The sequence below is a fragment of the Bradyrhizobium sp. 170 genome (genome assembly GCF_023101085.1).
Lineage (GTDB): Bacteria > Pseudomonadota > Alphaproteobacteria > Rhizobiales > Xanthobacteraceae > Bradyrhizobium.
In genome coordinates this window covers 2,166,603-2,182,407 of the sequence record NZ_CP064703.1, presented here as the reverse complement: position 1 = coordinate 2,182,407, position 15,805 = coordinate 2,166,603, and the positions used below count along the sequence as shown (strand labels likewise).

The following is a 15,805-nucleotide window of genomic DNA, read 5'->3' as shown; positions in this document are numbered from 1 at the left end:
CGTTCCGTCGCATGCAGAGCTGGATTATGCACGAACTTCGCCCGATATAGCTGCGATGTCAGCAACGCCCGTCTACGTCATCTGCTCTCCTACCCCGCAGGTCGGCAAAACCCTGATCGCGCGGCTGTTGAGCGAGTTCTTGCTCTTGAAGAACGGCAAGGTGCTCTCCTTCGATATAAATCTGAGGGAGCCCTCGCTGCTCGATTACCTGCCCAATATCACCGAGACCGCAGACGTGATCGACACCTACGGCAAGATGCGGCTGATGGACCCGCTGATCGTCAATGACGGGTTGGCAAAGGTGATCGATCTCGGCTTCCACGCCTTCGACGAGTTCTTCAAAATGTGCGAGGAGATCGGCTTCATGAAGGAGGCGCTGCGTCGCCGCGTTGCGCCGGTCATCCTATTCGTCGCCGACACCAACCGCGTGTCCGCGCGCAGCTATGAGATGCTGCGGCGACACATTCCGCCACGGGCGCTGATCACCGTCCACAATGAATTCGTGCTGCGGAGCCAATCGCCAGAGGCGTTGGACCTCGGCCGCGTGCTCCATTTCAGCGCGTTGCCAGTATTTCTGAAGATCTATATCAACAGACTGAGTTTTTCCTTCACCGGCTATCTGCGCCAAGAGAGGGATTCGTCCAGCGAGCTGCATCAGTGGATCCGGCGGAACTACACCATCTTCCGCGATCTCGAATTGAGTCTGATGGAGCGATCGTCTTGAGCCGGAGCTCAATGCAGCCGGCTCCCGTCGCGCACGAGCTCATTGAAGTGCGATCGGATCGCTTTCATCCATGTCCGGTCTATGGTGCGGTTGGTTAACTGCCGGCCACGTTTCGGCGATGCGTGGCCTACTCAACCGTGCAACCTGTCGGCCGATGAGCTCCGCGCATCTGCTCACATACCAAAGCCCCATCTACCTGCTCGTCCGTTGCGGTTGCAACAGGACAGCAGCATTTTGGAAACTCACGCTCGTACACAGCGTCAGATTGTACGTTCTCAAACACAACGAGACAAACTGCCCATGTGCCCGGCCAGCGGCCGGCGACAAGGATCACAGAGTTTAGAAGAGGACTGTCATTAGCTCAGACGATACCAGTATGATCGCAGAATGACGGCCAACCCAGCACAGCTCCTATTCCACGTGCTCATCGGCTCCGTTTAACACTTTTGGGTCTCTGGCAAGGTTGTCGCTAGGCATCTTTTTCGCGTGGCGACGTCGCCATGCAGCGAGGCGACGACGGAGCGCCGGCGTACCGGACCTGTCCAAAGCCGCGTCTAAGTCGACGCTATTGCACAGACGTAGGGATGTGCGTTGCGAGGTTCGCCGATCCGGGCAAGCACAGGTTCTTTGCATTAGTGTATCCGACCTGTGTTTAGTGTGCTCGGGGCTATCATGGTTGCTAACAATGCGATCTGATTAGCGGTGGCCACCAGTGTACGCATGCGCTGGAAAGACCGGTTCCCCACGTCGTCTTCATCCTGTCCTCGACCTTGCAGGGCGATCCCCATGAATCGGCCCTTCGCTTGTTCGGAATGCAAATTGGGATTTGTGCCATGGCGCTGATTTCCAGTACATCAGGACGAAACAGTCGAGGATGCCTCGGCGCGGATCTTCAGACGCCAGGAAACACAGGCCGTTAGTGTCGGAACGTTCGGAAAGGCCAACTGCGCCGCGATATAGGTGCGGATCCCGCCCGCCGTGCTTTGAGAACGATTGCTTGAACAATGCGGGTCTTCGCCTTCTAGTCGAGCCGGCGGTACAGCTCTTGCCAACGAGAGACCGAATCCGCCAAGCTTTTCCCGATCTTCAGAAGATGCCCTGCGAAATAGAACAAATTGTTTCCGCGGCCGCTCGGCATGATCCGACGGCGCGAATGTCGCGGATGAGTCCGTCACGATAGCGCCTCGATCCGCGCAAACAACATCGCGGCTTCGGATGGTCCAAGCCCAACGACGCCTACGAAGCTTACTGGCGGCATCGGAATGTCCTGGTTGATCGGTTTCCAGAGATGGAGGCAATACCGGCTGTTATTCACGTACTGCGACTGAGGCGGATGCAGTTGCATTACACATTCCTCTTCATCCCAAAACAGGTCTTTGACGAAACACATCTCTTCCCAGTTCGGACAACGCCGCGGCGTCGAGACGGACACATGCTCCCACCCTGGGCGGACAAATCCAATGATCTTGAGTTTACATCCGCAATGCCCTTGCACAAAGAAGTGACCGCAAGGACCTGAACCCGGCGCGTTGGCAAACTGGCCATGTCGTACGCGGCCAGCCTCAAGTTTTTCCCCAATTTGCGCTCTCACTAGCCCCTCCCCACCTGGCAGGTGCCTTTGAAATCGACGTGGACCACATTGTCCTTGCAATCCTCTATCGCCTCCAGCGAGAACTGCTGCGCAATATCTGAATTCGGTCCTTCCGTTTGCATTATCATCTGGATCTTCAAAAACCCGTTGCGCAAACCATAGATGTAGATCATCTCACTTTCTCCTACCAACGCCCGTGAGCACACGCCGCCAGGCCCGTTTCCGATGTCAGTACACCCCCCGGTGCGCCGGACAGGGTTCCATCTCCTTCAGCCTCGTCTCAATGAAGGCGTCAGCTTCCGCACGTATATGCTCGATCTGGTCACAAAGAGGTTTGTCGAGCAGGGTTTTGCTTTCAGCATCGATTCTCCTTTTCGATGGCGCGCGGCAAGTTCCCATAGTGCACGGTGGGGGTCCGGAAAGGACCCGACTAGCTCAAAAGCAGCGCGCGGCGAGCTCCTTTCGCCCGCACACTCGATGGCTCAATTTGAGCGAGCCGCGTTGAACACCTCGATCATGGCGCAGTCCGGCCAGGCACCGCCCAGAGCACTGCCATGTGCTCATCGACGGCCACAAGTCATCGCGATCCAGCACCTCTGGTGCGAGATGCCCCGGATCGAACGAACTGTGCCGCGTCGGCGACCGGGGCGGGTAGATGATGATTCAGCTAACGCCTTTTCACATCGTCAAAGCTGGCTCGGGACGAGCTCTCCAATGTAATCGCAACGAGGATCTTTGCTCCGTACTCTGCGTCATGGCTGACGAAGTGCTTGGGCAGCTGGGCGAGTCATGGGGCCGGAGGCCGCGATTCTGCCGGTCTGATGCTGCATCTCGATCTAGTACTGCTCATTCTTAAGCCTTTCGCTGCTGGCCGAGCCTGAAACAGTGCCAATGCGTCATCTATGTGGCGAAACTTGATTTGCGTTGAGAGCCCGAATAGAGCTCGCACTTGGCGCCGCTGCACCACGCGGCTGCGGGCATCAGGCCGTTCAACCCGGCGGAAGGGAGTTTCGGACGCGGAGGTGCCTTTCGAGTGCGCGGGTCGGTCGCAGGTTTGAATGTCATCCGTGGGGACGCTTGGTGAACACTGGACGGATCTATCCGCATCGCCTGAGCAAATTTTGCCGAGTGGCGGCTCTTCGCGGTTTTAGGTTGGTGCAAGTCGTGAGCGCCCTCAGAGATCGTTCGCAGGCGGACGAACCCGTTTAACATCAATGGATGGCCTAAGGCGTAGCCCATTCGCAGGTGGCCCGTACCTCTCAGCGAGCACTCTCGACGTGTCGGCGAAGTCGCCTGCTTCAATGAAGCTGGGCACGATGCGCCCGGCACCCAAAGCAAAACACCGCAAGTCCGCCGCAGATGCTGGCCGTTTGGCGGCACGAGGTTCCGGCGGCATTTGCTCTTGTCGTACGAGCGCCATGTCCGGTTGACGACACGACGTGGGAAACCTGACTACAGCGGCTAAATCATTTCGCCGGTGCCGCGGCAAACACGTTGTTTTTCTCTCTTCGATGATTCTCACAGCACTTTCTCGTCCGGCACGCCGATTGCTGAGATGAAAACCGCTGCAGCTAGAGGCGGCGCACTGGTCAATGTCCCAGGAGTTTAAATTGAGATTTGGTCTACTGACCTTGATCGGCATTAAAGCCGATCCGTAACTGCACAACCGCCAGATATCGATGCGTCACGAACTTCACCGAATCGACTGAGGTCGCCGCGACGATCAAGCTGACGACCCCGGTTATGAGACAAGCTTTGAGCTTCGGCGCGGAGGGGGCAATGCAGCCGCATCTCGCAGGCGCGCCACTCCAGACGATCAGGCTTAGCAGCCTAACGACCGTGTTTCCACCAGCGTCGGGACGCTATTCGCCTGATTTGGTGGTCTTCAATACTGATCAATTAGCCCACGCAAGAATATGGTACGAACAACGCACTGGCGCAAACAAAGACTGCGCGTGATTGAAGGCGGCAGAGCCGGTATCGCATCGCGTCCTGATGCTTCGCAACCGGCAACATGGAATTTCTGGCCCCTTGTGGCGATCCTCCTTAACGCGCTGCTCTGGGCCGGCATCTACTGGGTGATCAGTGCGTTCTCATGAGCGAGACGGTTCCGGCCAGCAGTTCTGAACGTGCCGGATCTGCACGACGTTGTTGAATCTGCCGCGCTCAAGAAGATGCCCGCGATAATTTGTGTGCCCCTCATCCGACACTTTTGTTGTTGCGCACCGCTGGTCTGGGCATTGGTCTCCATCGCACCGAACCGCAGCGTGCTGGTCGAACTGGCAGCGCCACCCAGGCGACATAGCTCTGCTGGCTCAGCATGCGGGTGTTCGAAAGCGCGAGCATCTTGATCTTAGCCGATGCGTATACCCGAATTCCCGACCGCAACGCACTTCCAGAATGTTTATACTGAGACTGTTGACGTTGTCGAACGCGCGTTTTGAAGCGGATCGTTCACCCGGCGCTACCACTGCGCTAGCGCCGCCGGTCCGCTTGCCTATTGCATCGCGCCACTAGGCCGGCAGCTCGATCGACGGAGCAACGTAATCTGCACTTACAGCACGCCCGCCGAGCAACGCGACCATGAATCACGAATGAGAGCAGACTCGCGCTCTTAACAATGCCTTTAGGCAAGTGCGCGTCCTCGATCACTTTTCGCAATGGCGCACCCGGATTTCCAATGAGCTCCCGGAGCTTTCGTTTGCGTGAATTTCACTATGACACGTGGCGCGTTGAACAGTGACTCGAACCCTAGTGCGATTTGATCCATCCATCTGATATCTGCCAAACAGCAAGGAAATGCCCGACGCACCCGGGGGAACGGATGCGTCGGGCCCCAACCCGGGCTGGTTGGGACATGGGGGGATCCATGCCCAAGACTAATCATGCAAGTGATATGCCGCTAAGCTATCCATGTGCGTCCAGCCGGCGAGCCGCTGAGCGATATTGCAGCATTGAGAATTGTGCGCCCATTTCCACACGGCCAACGACAGACTGTCGGGAATCGAACAAACGTATCATCGAACGAGGAGCCAGATCCGTCTGTTTTCAACCCATCGCATCTCATGCGACTCGATGCCGGAGATCGCCAGTCATTTGGGCGCTCTCAAGAGCGCCGCATCGGTTCCGCGGCGCGTTAGGGCGGCTACGATCTACTCGACGGATTGGATCGCGACAGGCGCTCGTCGTAACGCACGCAGACGTAAAACGCTTTCTGCTGGCAAAGCCTTGTGTACAACGATCGGCGCACACGATGTACTCCGCCACGCATTGCTCTTGCACTTATCAGGAATTCCGCCGACAGCAGGCGTTGGGGTCCCTACTGCAATCTGGATCGGAAATTTTCCCGTGTTGCTGATAGTGTTCGAACCCCAATACACAATTGTTACGCCGGGAGGTCTAACTCCGTCTGTAAAACGCTGATTGTTGCGTGCGCGACAAGTGTTCCAAATCCCACAATGCAAGTAGAAATCGCGCCGCTGCGCCGATCATCCAACAATCGGCTAAATACGACTAAGACCAGGTGATGCGCCTGAGCGTCCCTCCTCCTATGCTGAAAGCCATGAAAAAGCCCGACGCACGCTGCCGGGTACGAGGTGCGTCGGGCCAGTGGGTTATCGGCGCGGTACCAGACCGTGTCGCCCACAGACCACGTATTGCAAACCACGTGCCGCCCATCAAGCTACCGAGATGACTAGCCCGACCAGCCTTTCAACGGGGCGGGGCGTTCCTATTTGCAGGCGCGCGTGCGTACGGGTACTCTGCCCCGGCCATATGCGCTATCCATCTCCCTTCCACGCTCGGGGTGCCACGGTATCCTACACGGCAGTCTCTAGACTTTTCTCCCCTACTGCTCTGGGCGTTTCAAGCGATGGATTGACTTCGGTTACCTCAGAGTAACCAGGGCTCGGACGTCGAGGACAAGCTGCTTGCATGGCCGGGCGCGACATGCGGCAGACTGGCTGATAAAAATCACCGGAAACCTTTAGCCGCTCTGAGCGTGAGCCACCTGGGACTTGTCGAGAAGCAGCGAAGCATTAAGAATGATTGGACTCTGCATCCCGGTCCTCTCTTAACGTCTGCCATTCTTCCGCTCGCCGGGCTAGCCGCTCATATTCCTTGGCGATTTTAACGAGCCTGTCTCTGGATCTGAAACAGGCGAGCGACTCCGCTTTGGTCCGCGTTGCTTCCGCCCGCTGACGCCAATGTTTCGCACCGTACAATGGGTTTTTCGATTTCATGTAGATGGTCATGCAATCGCTGGGCCAAGCAAGCGCGATCGCCTTCCGAACAGCAAGGCATCTGCAGAGAGAGAGAGAGAGAGAGAGAGAGAGAGAGAGAGAGCTACGTCTTGGGAATACCAAACGAAGCAGCGAACGCTAGCGGCAATGCCCTCGCTGCAAACAGACAATCCCTAACCGTCTTCCGACGGAAGTTGCCGTGATGTGTTGCAGCGTCACTCCTTTCGACCGACCGCCTCCCCGCGTCTGTCCACGGATCAATGTGCTTGTCGGCCCCTCCGCAAATGAGGTGAACTGCGAGTCGTATGTCAGTTTAGGCCTGACATTTGAGCCACATGCTTCTCGAGATTTACGAGTCTGGATATATTCACACGTCGTTTCTCGATGGGGCTTGAATCGTACGTAGCGTCAGATTGTACGGTCTCAAAGCAAGTGGCGACGGCCTCCGGTTGTCACGAAAATCGTCCTGACAGGTACTAAACATTGCGAATGTCTCAAACGCCCAGTGCGAAACAGACCCCACCCACGAGTCTCTTGCCAGATGGATTGCTGCCTCAGCGTCCCACTGCGCATGAGGGAACGCCCGGATAGCTAAGGGTTCAGCGTGTCTCTTAGCGGCCATCGCAACGCCGCTCCGCGGTCCTTTCCCCCTGCGTTCGTGGCGTGGGGTCTTATCGGTCGGCTGCCAGGTACAACAACACTGATAATGGACTTCGGCACAACATCGGAAGCTCAACATGTCAATTTCTCTCGCGATTCACCTGCAACTGAGCCGGTCTCTTTCGATCTTGATTTCGGTTGCGAGCGCCGCCGAGGTTGACATTACGGTGGTGGGACCGAGCGCCGCAAGCAGCACTGAGATTGGCGTGCCGGCCGGCAACAGTGCTTTTCGGCCATCGATGCTTTCAGTGGCTGCGGCCCGTTCCCGATAGGAAGAATATTGCGCATCGCGCAGAAAGGGCAATACCCCAGGATGTTCCAACTAAACGAGGATATAATGAATCAAAAGCAGCGCACGCGTGGGTCTTGGATCTACAGAGCACATTACTGGGCAGCAGTCCTTATTGTTGCTCTACTGACGACAACAGCTCTATGCATCGAACGGGCGAGTGCGCGAGATCAGTCGGCGACAGCGGAGGAGCAACAGGTTTGCACACCGGACGTGTTTCGCTTTTGTAGCAGCCGCATACCGGATCCGGACGCCATCGCAGCCTGTCTGAAGGCCAAGTTGTCAAGCTTGAGTGACCAATGTCGCTACGTGATATCAGTTCGAGATGCTGCGAAGGCAAACGCACGATCAAAATGAGTTGCCGCCAACAAGCCGGTAAGCTTTGATTGGCCCCGTCCGGACTAGTACCCAGCCTCATCTGGCGTGCGGTAACGCCGATCATGTCGCACTTCAGGTGCTCGGCGACGCGTTCGGAAACATGGGCTACTGCGACTTATTGCGAAAGCTTGCTTCCGGGAACCAGAGGCAGATCATCTCGTGGCCAGCACCCGATGCCGGGCGTCGTCGTTACGATCAGGGTTTCACTTAGTAATCGGCCTCAGCAAGCACGGCGCTGATGATAATCGAGGGTATGAAGTTGGAGACGGTCATACGTTCTCAACAGGACGGTGTCGCCGACCGAATTCACTTCAAGGACGGCGAGAGCTTCAGAACGTTGCGTTCGTTCTTAACGTCTTGTTCGTCGCTAAGATCTTCTACTTCAAGAGGTGCGCATGAAAAACTTTGTCATCAGATCCCGATAGCCATGGTTGCTGCGGGAGGGCTAGCCAGCGGAGGTCCGCCGCACGCCCGTTCCACTTTTCTCATTCCCTCGCCCAGACTGTTCTCAATTGTCCAAGCGAGACAGCCGAGGGTTCCTCAATGCCGGCCTGCATTTGGCAGGTTGTGTCCCTCTGCCAAAACACGTCTTTAGGTTGCGCGAAAGTGCATTTTGAAAATGCCGGTCGTTGCCGCCTGCCAAAGACGCTTAAGCGAGTAATCCACTGATGTCATCCTCTTCAAACAAGATCGCGCTCTTTATCGATGGCGCCAATCTTTACGCGACCGCCAAGACGCTCGGCTTCGATATTGATTACAAACGCCTGCTCCAGGAATTCCAGAGCCGCGGCACGCTGCTGCGCGCCTTCTACTACACGGCGATGGTTGAGGATCAGGAATATTCGTCGATCCGTCCCTTGATCGACTGGCTCGATTACAACGGCTACACCGTGGTCACCAAAGCGACCAAGGAGTTCATCGACGCCTCCGGCCGCCGCAAGCTCAAGGGCAACATGGACGTCGAGCTGGCGGTTGATGCTATGGAGCTCGCGGAGCACATCGACCAAATGGTGCTGTTCTCCGGCGACGGCGACTTCCGCTTCCTCGTGGAGGCGGTGCAGCGCCGCGGTGTGCGAGTCACGGTGATCTCGACCATCTCGACCCAGCCACCGATGATCGCCGACGAACTGCGCCGTCAGGCCGACGCCTTCATCGATCTTGTGGAGCTGCAGTCGAAACTGGGCCGAGATCCGTCCGACCGTCCGGCGCCGCGCGAGTCGGCTCACCTGCAGCGCGCCACGGTGGCGCCTGGAGGCGGCGATGACGACTTCGACAATCAAGACTTGCTGAGGCCACAGTGAAATAAGGTTCAGCAAGAGCACTCAAGGGCTTGAATACCACCTAGCGTCAGGTTGTAGGCTGCGAATCCGACAATGACCTATCGTAGCCTACACAACACAACCCTCGATAGGGGTCGGCTGTGGCGGCAGGCTTCCCTGCGCACGAATGGCAACTCGCCGCTATGATCGCAGTCTAGGTGCCGTGCACACGAATGCTAATGTGCAATTGATAGCTGTTCGAGTCGAACTTTCGGTAATGAAGAGGGAAGGACGCAAGCTTATGTAGGACCTAAGGGGTTCCGCATGCCGGTCCGCGGAGCAAGACCGAAGCGGGGAAAAGAGGAGATCCCAGTCTCGGCCGATGACTCGGCCTGTCCTGCTGCGGGATCGCCGTGGTCTACCGTCACCGTGGGGGAATCTAAATTATCGTCTTTAGTAGGTGGCTGCGGTCATGATTGGGGGCTTTCATGAAGCAACTGCGATTTGAGCAGATGGATACGGAGGAGCTGTGGGCTTTGCATCTTCGGGTGTTGCAGGCTTTGGATGAAAAACTGAGCGCCGAGAAGGCCGTGCTCGAGCAGCGTCTGAAGCAGCTCAGGGAAAGGTCGGCCGCACCGGCGCCGGGCGCCTCCGAAGGCAGGAAATATCCCGCGGTTTTACCGAAGTATCGTAATCCGTCAGATCCTTCGGAGACGTGGTCGGGTAGGGGCAAGACCCCGCGCTGGATAAAGGCGGCGCTGGCATCCGGCGGCAAGCTGGGAGATTACAAGATTTGAATCCCCGAGAGTTTCCATCGGCGACGTTTCGCTGTCAGGGCATAATTTCGGAGCCTGGAGGGGCGCTAATGACAGGTCTACCGGGTCGCAGAGGACATTGAGGCCGTCGCCATGGCGCATAGCATGGACGTGCTGGTCGAGATCCATAACCGCGCGGAACGCGATCGCGCCCTCACCTTCGCTCGCCCAGAATTGGCATGAACAACCGCAACCTGCGCACCTTCGAGACGAAACTTGCGACCAGTGAGACGCAGGCACCTCATTACCATAGACTGCCTGACCGTCGGCGAAATCAATTCGCACCGGCCGATCTCATGCGTCTTTCGCGATTCGCCATTCCACCTTCCTGGTTGGCCAGAGTCTGACGAGGCAGGCCAATGTGACAGGCGGAACGCGTGTGCTGCTCTCGCCCGGAGCGAGCCTTGAGACAGGGGCGCTCTTCCAGCCGAGCTGTGTTCGCTCGCAAGGTTGCTCACCGCGGGCGGCATTGAGGCGCCGCGTCGTTCGAGGACGACCACATCAGTATTCAGAAAGCCCATCAGCACCGACGCCGCGCTCTCTCGCATTCTGACGAGGCGAGCTGCGGGCGAGAGACATGGTCAGCATCGGTGGACGAAATGCACAGCTTCAACAGAAAACCGTGCATCCAACTAAGACGGCAAAGGTAAGTCATGAAAATGCTTCACAAACCGAGACGGAGCTTTGTCAGATGGAGGCGGCGCAGGCCCAGCGGCAACTCGCATGTCAGGCTAGAGGCCAACGGAAACAATTTTGTCGAGCGGATCGAGGCCAGAGCGCCGCGCGACAATGGACCGCCGCTTGGACCGCAGACGCCGGCGCTACGTGTCCGGCCGAGATCGTCGACATATCCGCCCGGATCGCTTGCACGCTTTCGCGCCAAAGGAGACACACAATGATGTCCTGGCGAATGACCATGGTACTCGGATCGATCGGAAACATCGAACGTATCCTTGGCAAATTTCGGGAACTGATCGATACAGACGATTCGATCTCACCCGAGCTGCGGGGTGCGCTGCACACTACACTGGATGGGCATCTTCTGTCCGAGAGAGAGCGCCTTCTCAAGATTGTCGGCGAGCAATAGGGCGAGGCTCATCGCGAGCCAAGCAATCTCCGCATGGCGCAAGCGTTCGAAACCAACTACCAGTCCGCAAGTGGGCTATGAGCCACCAATTGCCTCCCGATATGAACGAAACTAAGTCCATCGGCCAGATCGAGTTTCGCCAGGCGATAGGAAATCTGGCGAGCTGCGCCGCCATTGTTGGAGCCGGAAAGGCGCTGGGACGCCGCGGGTTAACGGTAACCTCTCTTACCTCGATCTTCATGGAGCTGCCTTGCTTGCTGGTCGGCATTAATGACTGCTCTGAGACTCTCACGATGCGATACTCGCCAGCGGCCGCTTTGGCGCCAGTCTTCTCGGCGGCGATCAGCGGGAGCTCGCACTGAGTTTCGCTTGCTGGGATGGTGCCGGAATGTCCGCCGCTTCGATACAGCGCCGTGAGATCTAGGCGTCCTCGACGTACCAATTCTGCAAAGGCAGTGTGCGTGCTCGAATGCGTCTTGCATCGCCCGCCATAGAATCTTTATCGGCGGCATCGAGTGACGCGACCAGGTTAAGGCAATCCACTCATCAACTTCCGGTGCGAGCTTCGAACGTTACCGCACGGCTCAGTGACGCTTCTCGCCATGCGGTCATTAGAAGCGCACTGGGGCTATCTCATCGTACGCATACGACGAAGACCGCCTGATTGACGCATGCGCACGGGCACGGCGAGTTCTATGATGGCGATGCGTGAAGGTCAGGCGGCTTGCTGATCGGTGGGGTTGTCGGCTTGGCGCAGGAGCTTCCATTCCCAGGGCAGCAGCTCGTGCAGACGCGATGCGGGAAGATCGGCGATACGGGCGAGGATGTCGGCGAGCCAGGCTTTGGGATCGACGTCGTTCAGGCGACAGGTCGTGATCATCGTCAGCATGATGGCGGCGCGGTCAGCGCCACGCAGACTGCCGGCGAAGGTCCAGTTGCGCCTTCCCAAGGCGATGCCGCGCAACGCTCTTTCGGCGGCGTTGTTGCTGAGGCAGATCCTGCCATCGTCGAGGAAGCGGGCGAAGTCGTCCCAGCGCCTGAGCATGTAATTCATAGGCTTCAGGACCTCGGAGGAGCGCGATAGGGTTTCTCGCTCGCGGAGCAGCCAGGCGTGCATGTCGTCGAGCAGCGGCTTGCTTCTCTCCTGGCGCACGGCACGCCGCTCGTCGGCACTGCGGCCGTTGATGGCGCGCTCGATCTCGAACAGGGCGTCCAGACGCCTGACCGCCTCCAGCGCGATCGGGGAGACCGGTTTGCCTTTCTGTCCGTCCCGGGCGGTTTTCTCGATATCGGCCAGCTCGAAGAAGCCCCGCCGCGCATGGGCGAAGCAAAATGCCGGCGTGATCGGCAACACCTTCTTCTGCGGGTCGAACAGCGGCTCGAAGCCATTGTAGCAGTCGGCTTGCAGGATGCCGGTGAAGGCGGCCAGATGCTTCTGCGGATGCTCACCTCGTCGGTCGCTCGAGGCGTAATAGACCGCCGCCGCCGGCGCAGGCCCACCGTAGGGCCGGTCATCCCGCACATAGGTCCAGATTCGCCCGGTCGTGCACTTGCCCTTGGCCAAGATGCGGATGGTGGTGTCGTCGCCATGAAGGCGCTCGGCCGACAGCACATGCCGCTCGATCAGTTGGAACAGCGGCATGACGGCGAAGGTCCCGTGGCCGACCTGGTCGGCCAGCGTCGATAGCGGCAAATCGATCATCTCAGCCTTAAAGCGCACGCTCTGGCGGTTGAGCGGGATATGCATGCCGAACTTGTCGAACAGGATCGTCGCCAGCAATTGCGGACCGATGAAGCCGCGCGGCGTGGCATGGAACGGTGCCGGCGGCTGGCTGATCTTCTCGCAATCGCGGCAGGTGAACTTTTCCCGTACCGTCTCGATCAGCTTGAACCGGCGCGGGATCTCCTCCAGCGTCTCGGTCACATCCTCGCCCAGCTTCGCCAGGCGCGATCCGCCGCAGCATGCACAGCTCGTCGGGGCCTCGATGACGACGCGCTCGCGTTCGATGTCGTCCGGCCACGGCTTGCGCACCGGCCGCTTGCGTGTGAAGGCGCGCACGGCCTGGGTTTTCGCCGCGGCGGTACGTGCGGCAAGCTCATCCACGCTCGCCGTGGTAACGAGTTCTTCGAGCTCCAATTCCAATTGCTCGATCAGCCGCGCCGTGCGCTCGGAGCGCTGCCCGTACAGTTCGCGCTTGAGCTTCTCGATCCGCAGCTCGAGGTGCGCGATCAGCGCCTCGTTGGCCGACAGCTCCGCCCGGGCACTGGCAGCTACCGCCTCGGCTTGCAGCCGCGCCTCACGCTCGGCCTGCAGCGCCGCCAGGGCACTCACGAGGTCCGATGGAAGGTCGTCCGGCTTCGATATCATGAAGCCATTGAATCAGATCACGTTGCAGATTCAAACAGTAAAACGGCTATCCGACCCGCGTTGGTCGCAGCGCTTCTTGAGGGTTGCGCCAATCGATTCCGGACAACAGATAGCTCATCTGCGCCGGTGAGATCGTCACTGCTTCGCCCGCAACCGATGGCCAGATGAACCTTCCTCTCTCGAGTCTTTTGGTGAACAGGCATGCCCCCTGGCCATCGTGCCAGATCACCTTCACAAGATCGCTTCGGCGACCGCGGAACACGAACAGATGACCGCTGAGCGGGTCCTTGCGCAGCACCTCCTGCACTTGGAGTGCCAACGACGGAAAGCCTCGGCGCATGTCCGTGTAGCCCGTCGCCAGCCACACTCGCGCGCCCGTCGGAACCGGGATCATCGGCGTACCAGAGCATCGAGAACGCGACGTAGCGCGTCTCCATCAACGTCGCCATCGACCCGGATGCGGTGCCCGCTACCAAGATCAATCTCGATGATGCGCTGGCTCTTCCGTCGACGCGCCGCCGTCGTCGTCAATGGCACTTCGGCCACCTCCCGCGGCGGCGCAGACGGCCCAATCTCGACCGGCACGAACGGCGCTGTACTCGCTTCACCATGCTTGCAAAGCTCTTTGCGCCACCTGAACAGCTGGCTCACATGAAGGCCGGCCATGCGAGCCACCTCGGAAACACTGGCTCCGGGCTCGAGCGATGCTGCAACAAGCCGTTCCTTCTCATCCTGCGACCACCGGCGCCGCCGCTCGACCGATGTGATAACCTCTGCCCGCGAATTCGTCATAGCGCTTCTCCTAGGATTACCCCTAGGACCTGCAGCCCTCGCGTCCCTCAAACAAGACGGCCTTTGGCGGAGGGATACATCTCATCTTCCCGAGCCACAAATATGGAGTAGCATACTCGCCCGGAAAGCGGCGTGCACTTGGCGGAGCCCTCGATTTGCAGGTCGCTTAATACCCATAAGCGAACAGCATGATTGCGGCGAGAAGATTCGCCTGAGAGAGACCCGACACCGCGTCAGCTGAACCCCTCACAAAGGCGGCACCTTAAGATCGCCCGCTAGCAACGACCGATGCTTTGAGGAATGGCGTTGCTTCCTTCAATTTTCGTATGATCGTTGCTCCTGGAGCCGACGAGTTGGGACATATTTTTCTACCAGCGCCCTAAAGGGACTTGAATCGTACGTAGCGTCAAATTGTACGGTATCAAAGTAGGCAGCACCGGTTCCACGTGTCCCAGCTCCAAGAAAGTAACGATAGTCGAAAAACAGCAGACGTGATTCCTAGTGCGCTTGCGCGAGCCGCCTGTTTCGCGCGTGTGACGGCTTGCTCCTCCGTGCCAGCACACAACCAGCTCAGGTCGAAGGCTTTTGTTATGTCCGCACAGATCACTGGGAGGTGATATGCCGACTAAACGCAGAAAGGTCGAGCTTTGGCGGCAAGCCTCGCTCGCCATGACCGGCACGACATTCCAAGAGATTGCCCGTTACTTCGGAGCGGCAACGTGAAAAAAACCCGACGGTTCTAAGAAGGTCTTGCTAGTCGATCACATTGAAGGCCAGTGCCGGGCCATTATTGGCTTCAAAAATGGAGAGCCCGGAGCCCCCTATATGTGTGGCAAGCCTGTATTGCGAGGGCCGCGCATGAAAATGTCGTCTTGGTGCTCTTATCACTACGATCAGATGCACTCAGCTCCTGTCGAGCAGTACGTGAGCAAGAGCCTATTCCCGATTCGCCCTTCCAAGCAAAAGAAACGCGCGGAGCTCAAATTGTTTGTGTCCACCCATGGCGCCTCGGCAGGCTTTGGCCGAGCCGGAGCTTAACTTAGGTCCATCATGGACGTGTAGAAATTGCGTCGCTGGCATCCGTCGTGCGTGGGTACGTCAGCTTCTCTCGCCTTTTCGCAGATCGCGCAAGCTGCCATCATTCTGGCCGGTGACTCGATGCGGCCCTCAAGGATAAGAGCACGGCGATGACGAACCCGGGCGCGATCGAACAGGCGAGCCAGCACTGGCTAGCGCAGCATGTCCCGACCGCGCTTCCCGCTGACGCGCATAGGAGCCCCGCGCCCATACAAACCCGGAATGTAACGTCGATGCTGGCGCCACACAGCGTCGCGTCATCCTTGTTCCCGTCGGCCAGTGTTCGCCTACAAGGTGTACCGCAAATATGCGGAGTGCGAGCAAGCGCACACGACTATTACTATGGTCCCAGCAGCTGGCGTGTTCGGCAGCGAGCACCAAAGTGGCCGAGCGAAACTTTCGGTGTGATCGAGAATCGCCGCCTCATGATCGCTCGCTCCTGAAACGCCACTCGACGCAATAATACCGTGGTCCAGCTCTTCCAAGGAGGTGGAGCGCCCTGCCTTGATCGCGTTGGGAGGGAT

At 58.4% G+C, this 15,805-nt stretch carries 9 protein-coding genes and 1 pseudogene; 5 read left to right on the top strand and 5 right to left on the bottom strand.

Annotated elements, in window-relative coordinates:
- Positions 1-55: 55 nt before the first annotated feature.
- On the top strand, positions 56-724 hold the full coding sequence (locus tag IVB05_RS10230; protein WP_247784045.1) for a hypothetical protein: 669 nt from the start codon (positions 56-58) through the stop codon (positions 722-724).
- 1,171 nt (positions 725-1,895) lie between these two features.
- Here the strand turns inward: IVB05_RS10230 and IVB05_RS10225 are convergent.
- The gene (locus tag IVB05_RS10225) at positions 1,896-2,315 is read right to left on the bottom strand and encodes a hypothetical protein (RefSeq protein ID WP_247784044.1); all 420 of its coding nucleotides are present in this window, start codon (positions 2,313-2,315) and stop codon (positions 1,896-1,898) included.
- On the bottom strand, positions 2,315-2,488 hold the full coding sequence (locus tag IVB05_RS10220) for a hypothetical protein (protein WP_247784043.1): 174 nt from the start codon (positions 2,486-2,488) through the stop codon (positions 2,315-2,317). The genes IVB05_RS10225 and IVB05_RS10220 overlap by 1 nt, the downstream gene beginning before the upstream one ends.
- A 6,063-nt stretch (positions 2,489-8,551) precedes the next feature.
- Between IVB05_RS10220 and IVB05_RS10215 the strand changes: the two genes are divergently transcribed.
- The 4 genes and pseudogenes from IVB05_RS10215 to IVB05_RS10200 all read left to right on the top strand — a co-directional run bounded on the left by IVB05_RS10215 (position 8,552) and on the right by IVB05_RS10200 (position 11,044).
- A complete protein-coding gene (locus IVB05_RS10215; protein ID WP_247784042.1) occupies positions 8,552-9,184 on the top strand; it encodes an NYN domain-containing protein in 633 nt (210 codons plus the stop codon).
- A gap of 446 nt (positions 9,185-9,630) precedes the next feature.
- Positions 9,631-9,939 carry an H-NS histone family protein gene (locus tag IVB05_RS10210; RefSeq protein ID WP_247784041.1) on the top strand — a complete coding sequence of 103 codons (309 nt, stop codon included), beginning with the start codon at positions 9,631-9,633 and terminating at the stop codon, positions 9,937-9,939.
- Between the two features lie 87 nt (positions 9,940-10,026).
- Positions 10,027-10,360 (top strand): annotated as a pseudogene (locus IVB05_RS10205) (indole-3-glycerol-phosphate synthase TrpC); the annotation flags it as partial.
- A 174-nt stretch (positions 10,361-10,534) separates the two neighbouring features.
- Positions 10,535-11,044 (top strand): hypothetical protein, encoded by a 510-nt coding sequence (locus IVB05_RS10200; protein ID WP_247784040.1) that lies wholly within the window; start codon positions 10,535-10,537, stop codon positions 11,042-11,044.
- A 715-nt stretch (positions 11,045-11,759) separates the two neighbouring features.
- Here IVB05_RS10200 and IVB05_RS10195 read toward each other — a convergent pair.
- Genes IVB05_RS10195 through IVB05_RS10185 form a run of 3 tightly spaced genes read right to left on the bottom strand, consistent with a single transcriptional unit; the run spans position 11,760 to position 14,204 of the window.
- On the bottom strand, positions 11,760-13,412 hold the full coding sequence (locus IVB05_RS10195; RefSeq protein WP_247784039.1) for an IS66 family transposase: 1,653 nt from the start codon (positions 13,410-13,412) through the stop codon (positions 11,760-11,762).
- Between the two features lie 46 nt (positions 13,413-13,458).
- Positions 13,459-13,806 (bottom strand): IS66 family insertion sequence element accessory protein TnpB, encoded by a 348-nt coding sequence (gene tnpB / locus IVB05_RS10190; RefSeq protein ID WP_065726633.1) that lies wholly within the window; start codon positions 13,804-13,806, stop codon positions 13,459-13,461.
- Positions 13,803-14,204 (bottom strand): transposase, encoded by a 402-nt coding sequence (locus IVB05_RS10185; RefSeq protein ID WP_247784038.1) that lies wholly within the window; start codon positions 14,202-14,204, stop codon positions 13,803-13,805. The genes tnpB and IVB05_RS10185 overlap by 4 nt, the downstream gene beginning before the upstream one ends.
- Positions 14,205-15,805 lie beyond the last annotated feature (1,601 nt).

Bases quoted from the DNA above. Each gene is read 5' to 3' on its own strand.
- IVB05_RS10220 (WP_247784043.1), bottom strand. From the start codon at position 2,488: ATGATCTACATCTATGGTTTGCGCAACGGGTTTTTGAAGATCCAGATG.
- IVB05_RS10200 (WP_247784040.1), top strand. From the start codon at position 10,535: ATGGTCAGCATCGGTGGACGAAATGCACAGCTTCAACAGAAAACCGTG.
- tnpB (WP_065726633.1), bottom strand. From the start codon at position 13,806: ATGATCCCGGTTCCGACGGGCGCGCGAGTGTGGCTGGCGACGGGCTAC.
- IVB05_RS10230 (WP_247784045.1), top strand. From the start codon at position 56: ATGTCAGCAACGCCCGTCTACGTCATCTGCTCTCCTACCCCGCAGGTC.
- IVB05_RS10210 (WP_247784041.1), top strand. From the start codon at position 9,631: ATGAAGCAACTGCGATTTGAGCAGATGGATACGGAGGAGCTGTGGGCT.
- IVB05_RS10185 (WP_247784038.1), bottom strand. From the start codon at position 14,204: ATGACGAATTCGCGGGCAGAGGTTATCACATCGGTCGAGCGGCGGCGC.
- IVB05_RS10215 (WP_247784042.1), top strand. From the start codon at position 8,552: ATGTCATCCTCTTCAAACAAGATCGCGCTCTTTATCGATGGCGCCAAT.
- IVB05_RS10195 (WP_247784039.1), bottom strand. From the start codon at position 13,412: ATGATATCGAAGCCGGACGACCTTCCATCGGACCTCGTGAGTGCCCTG.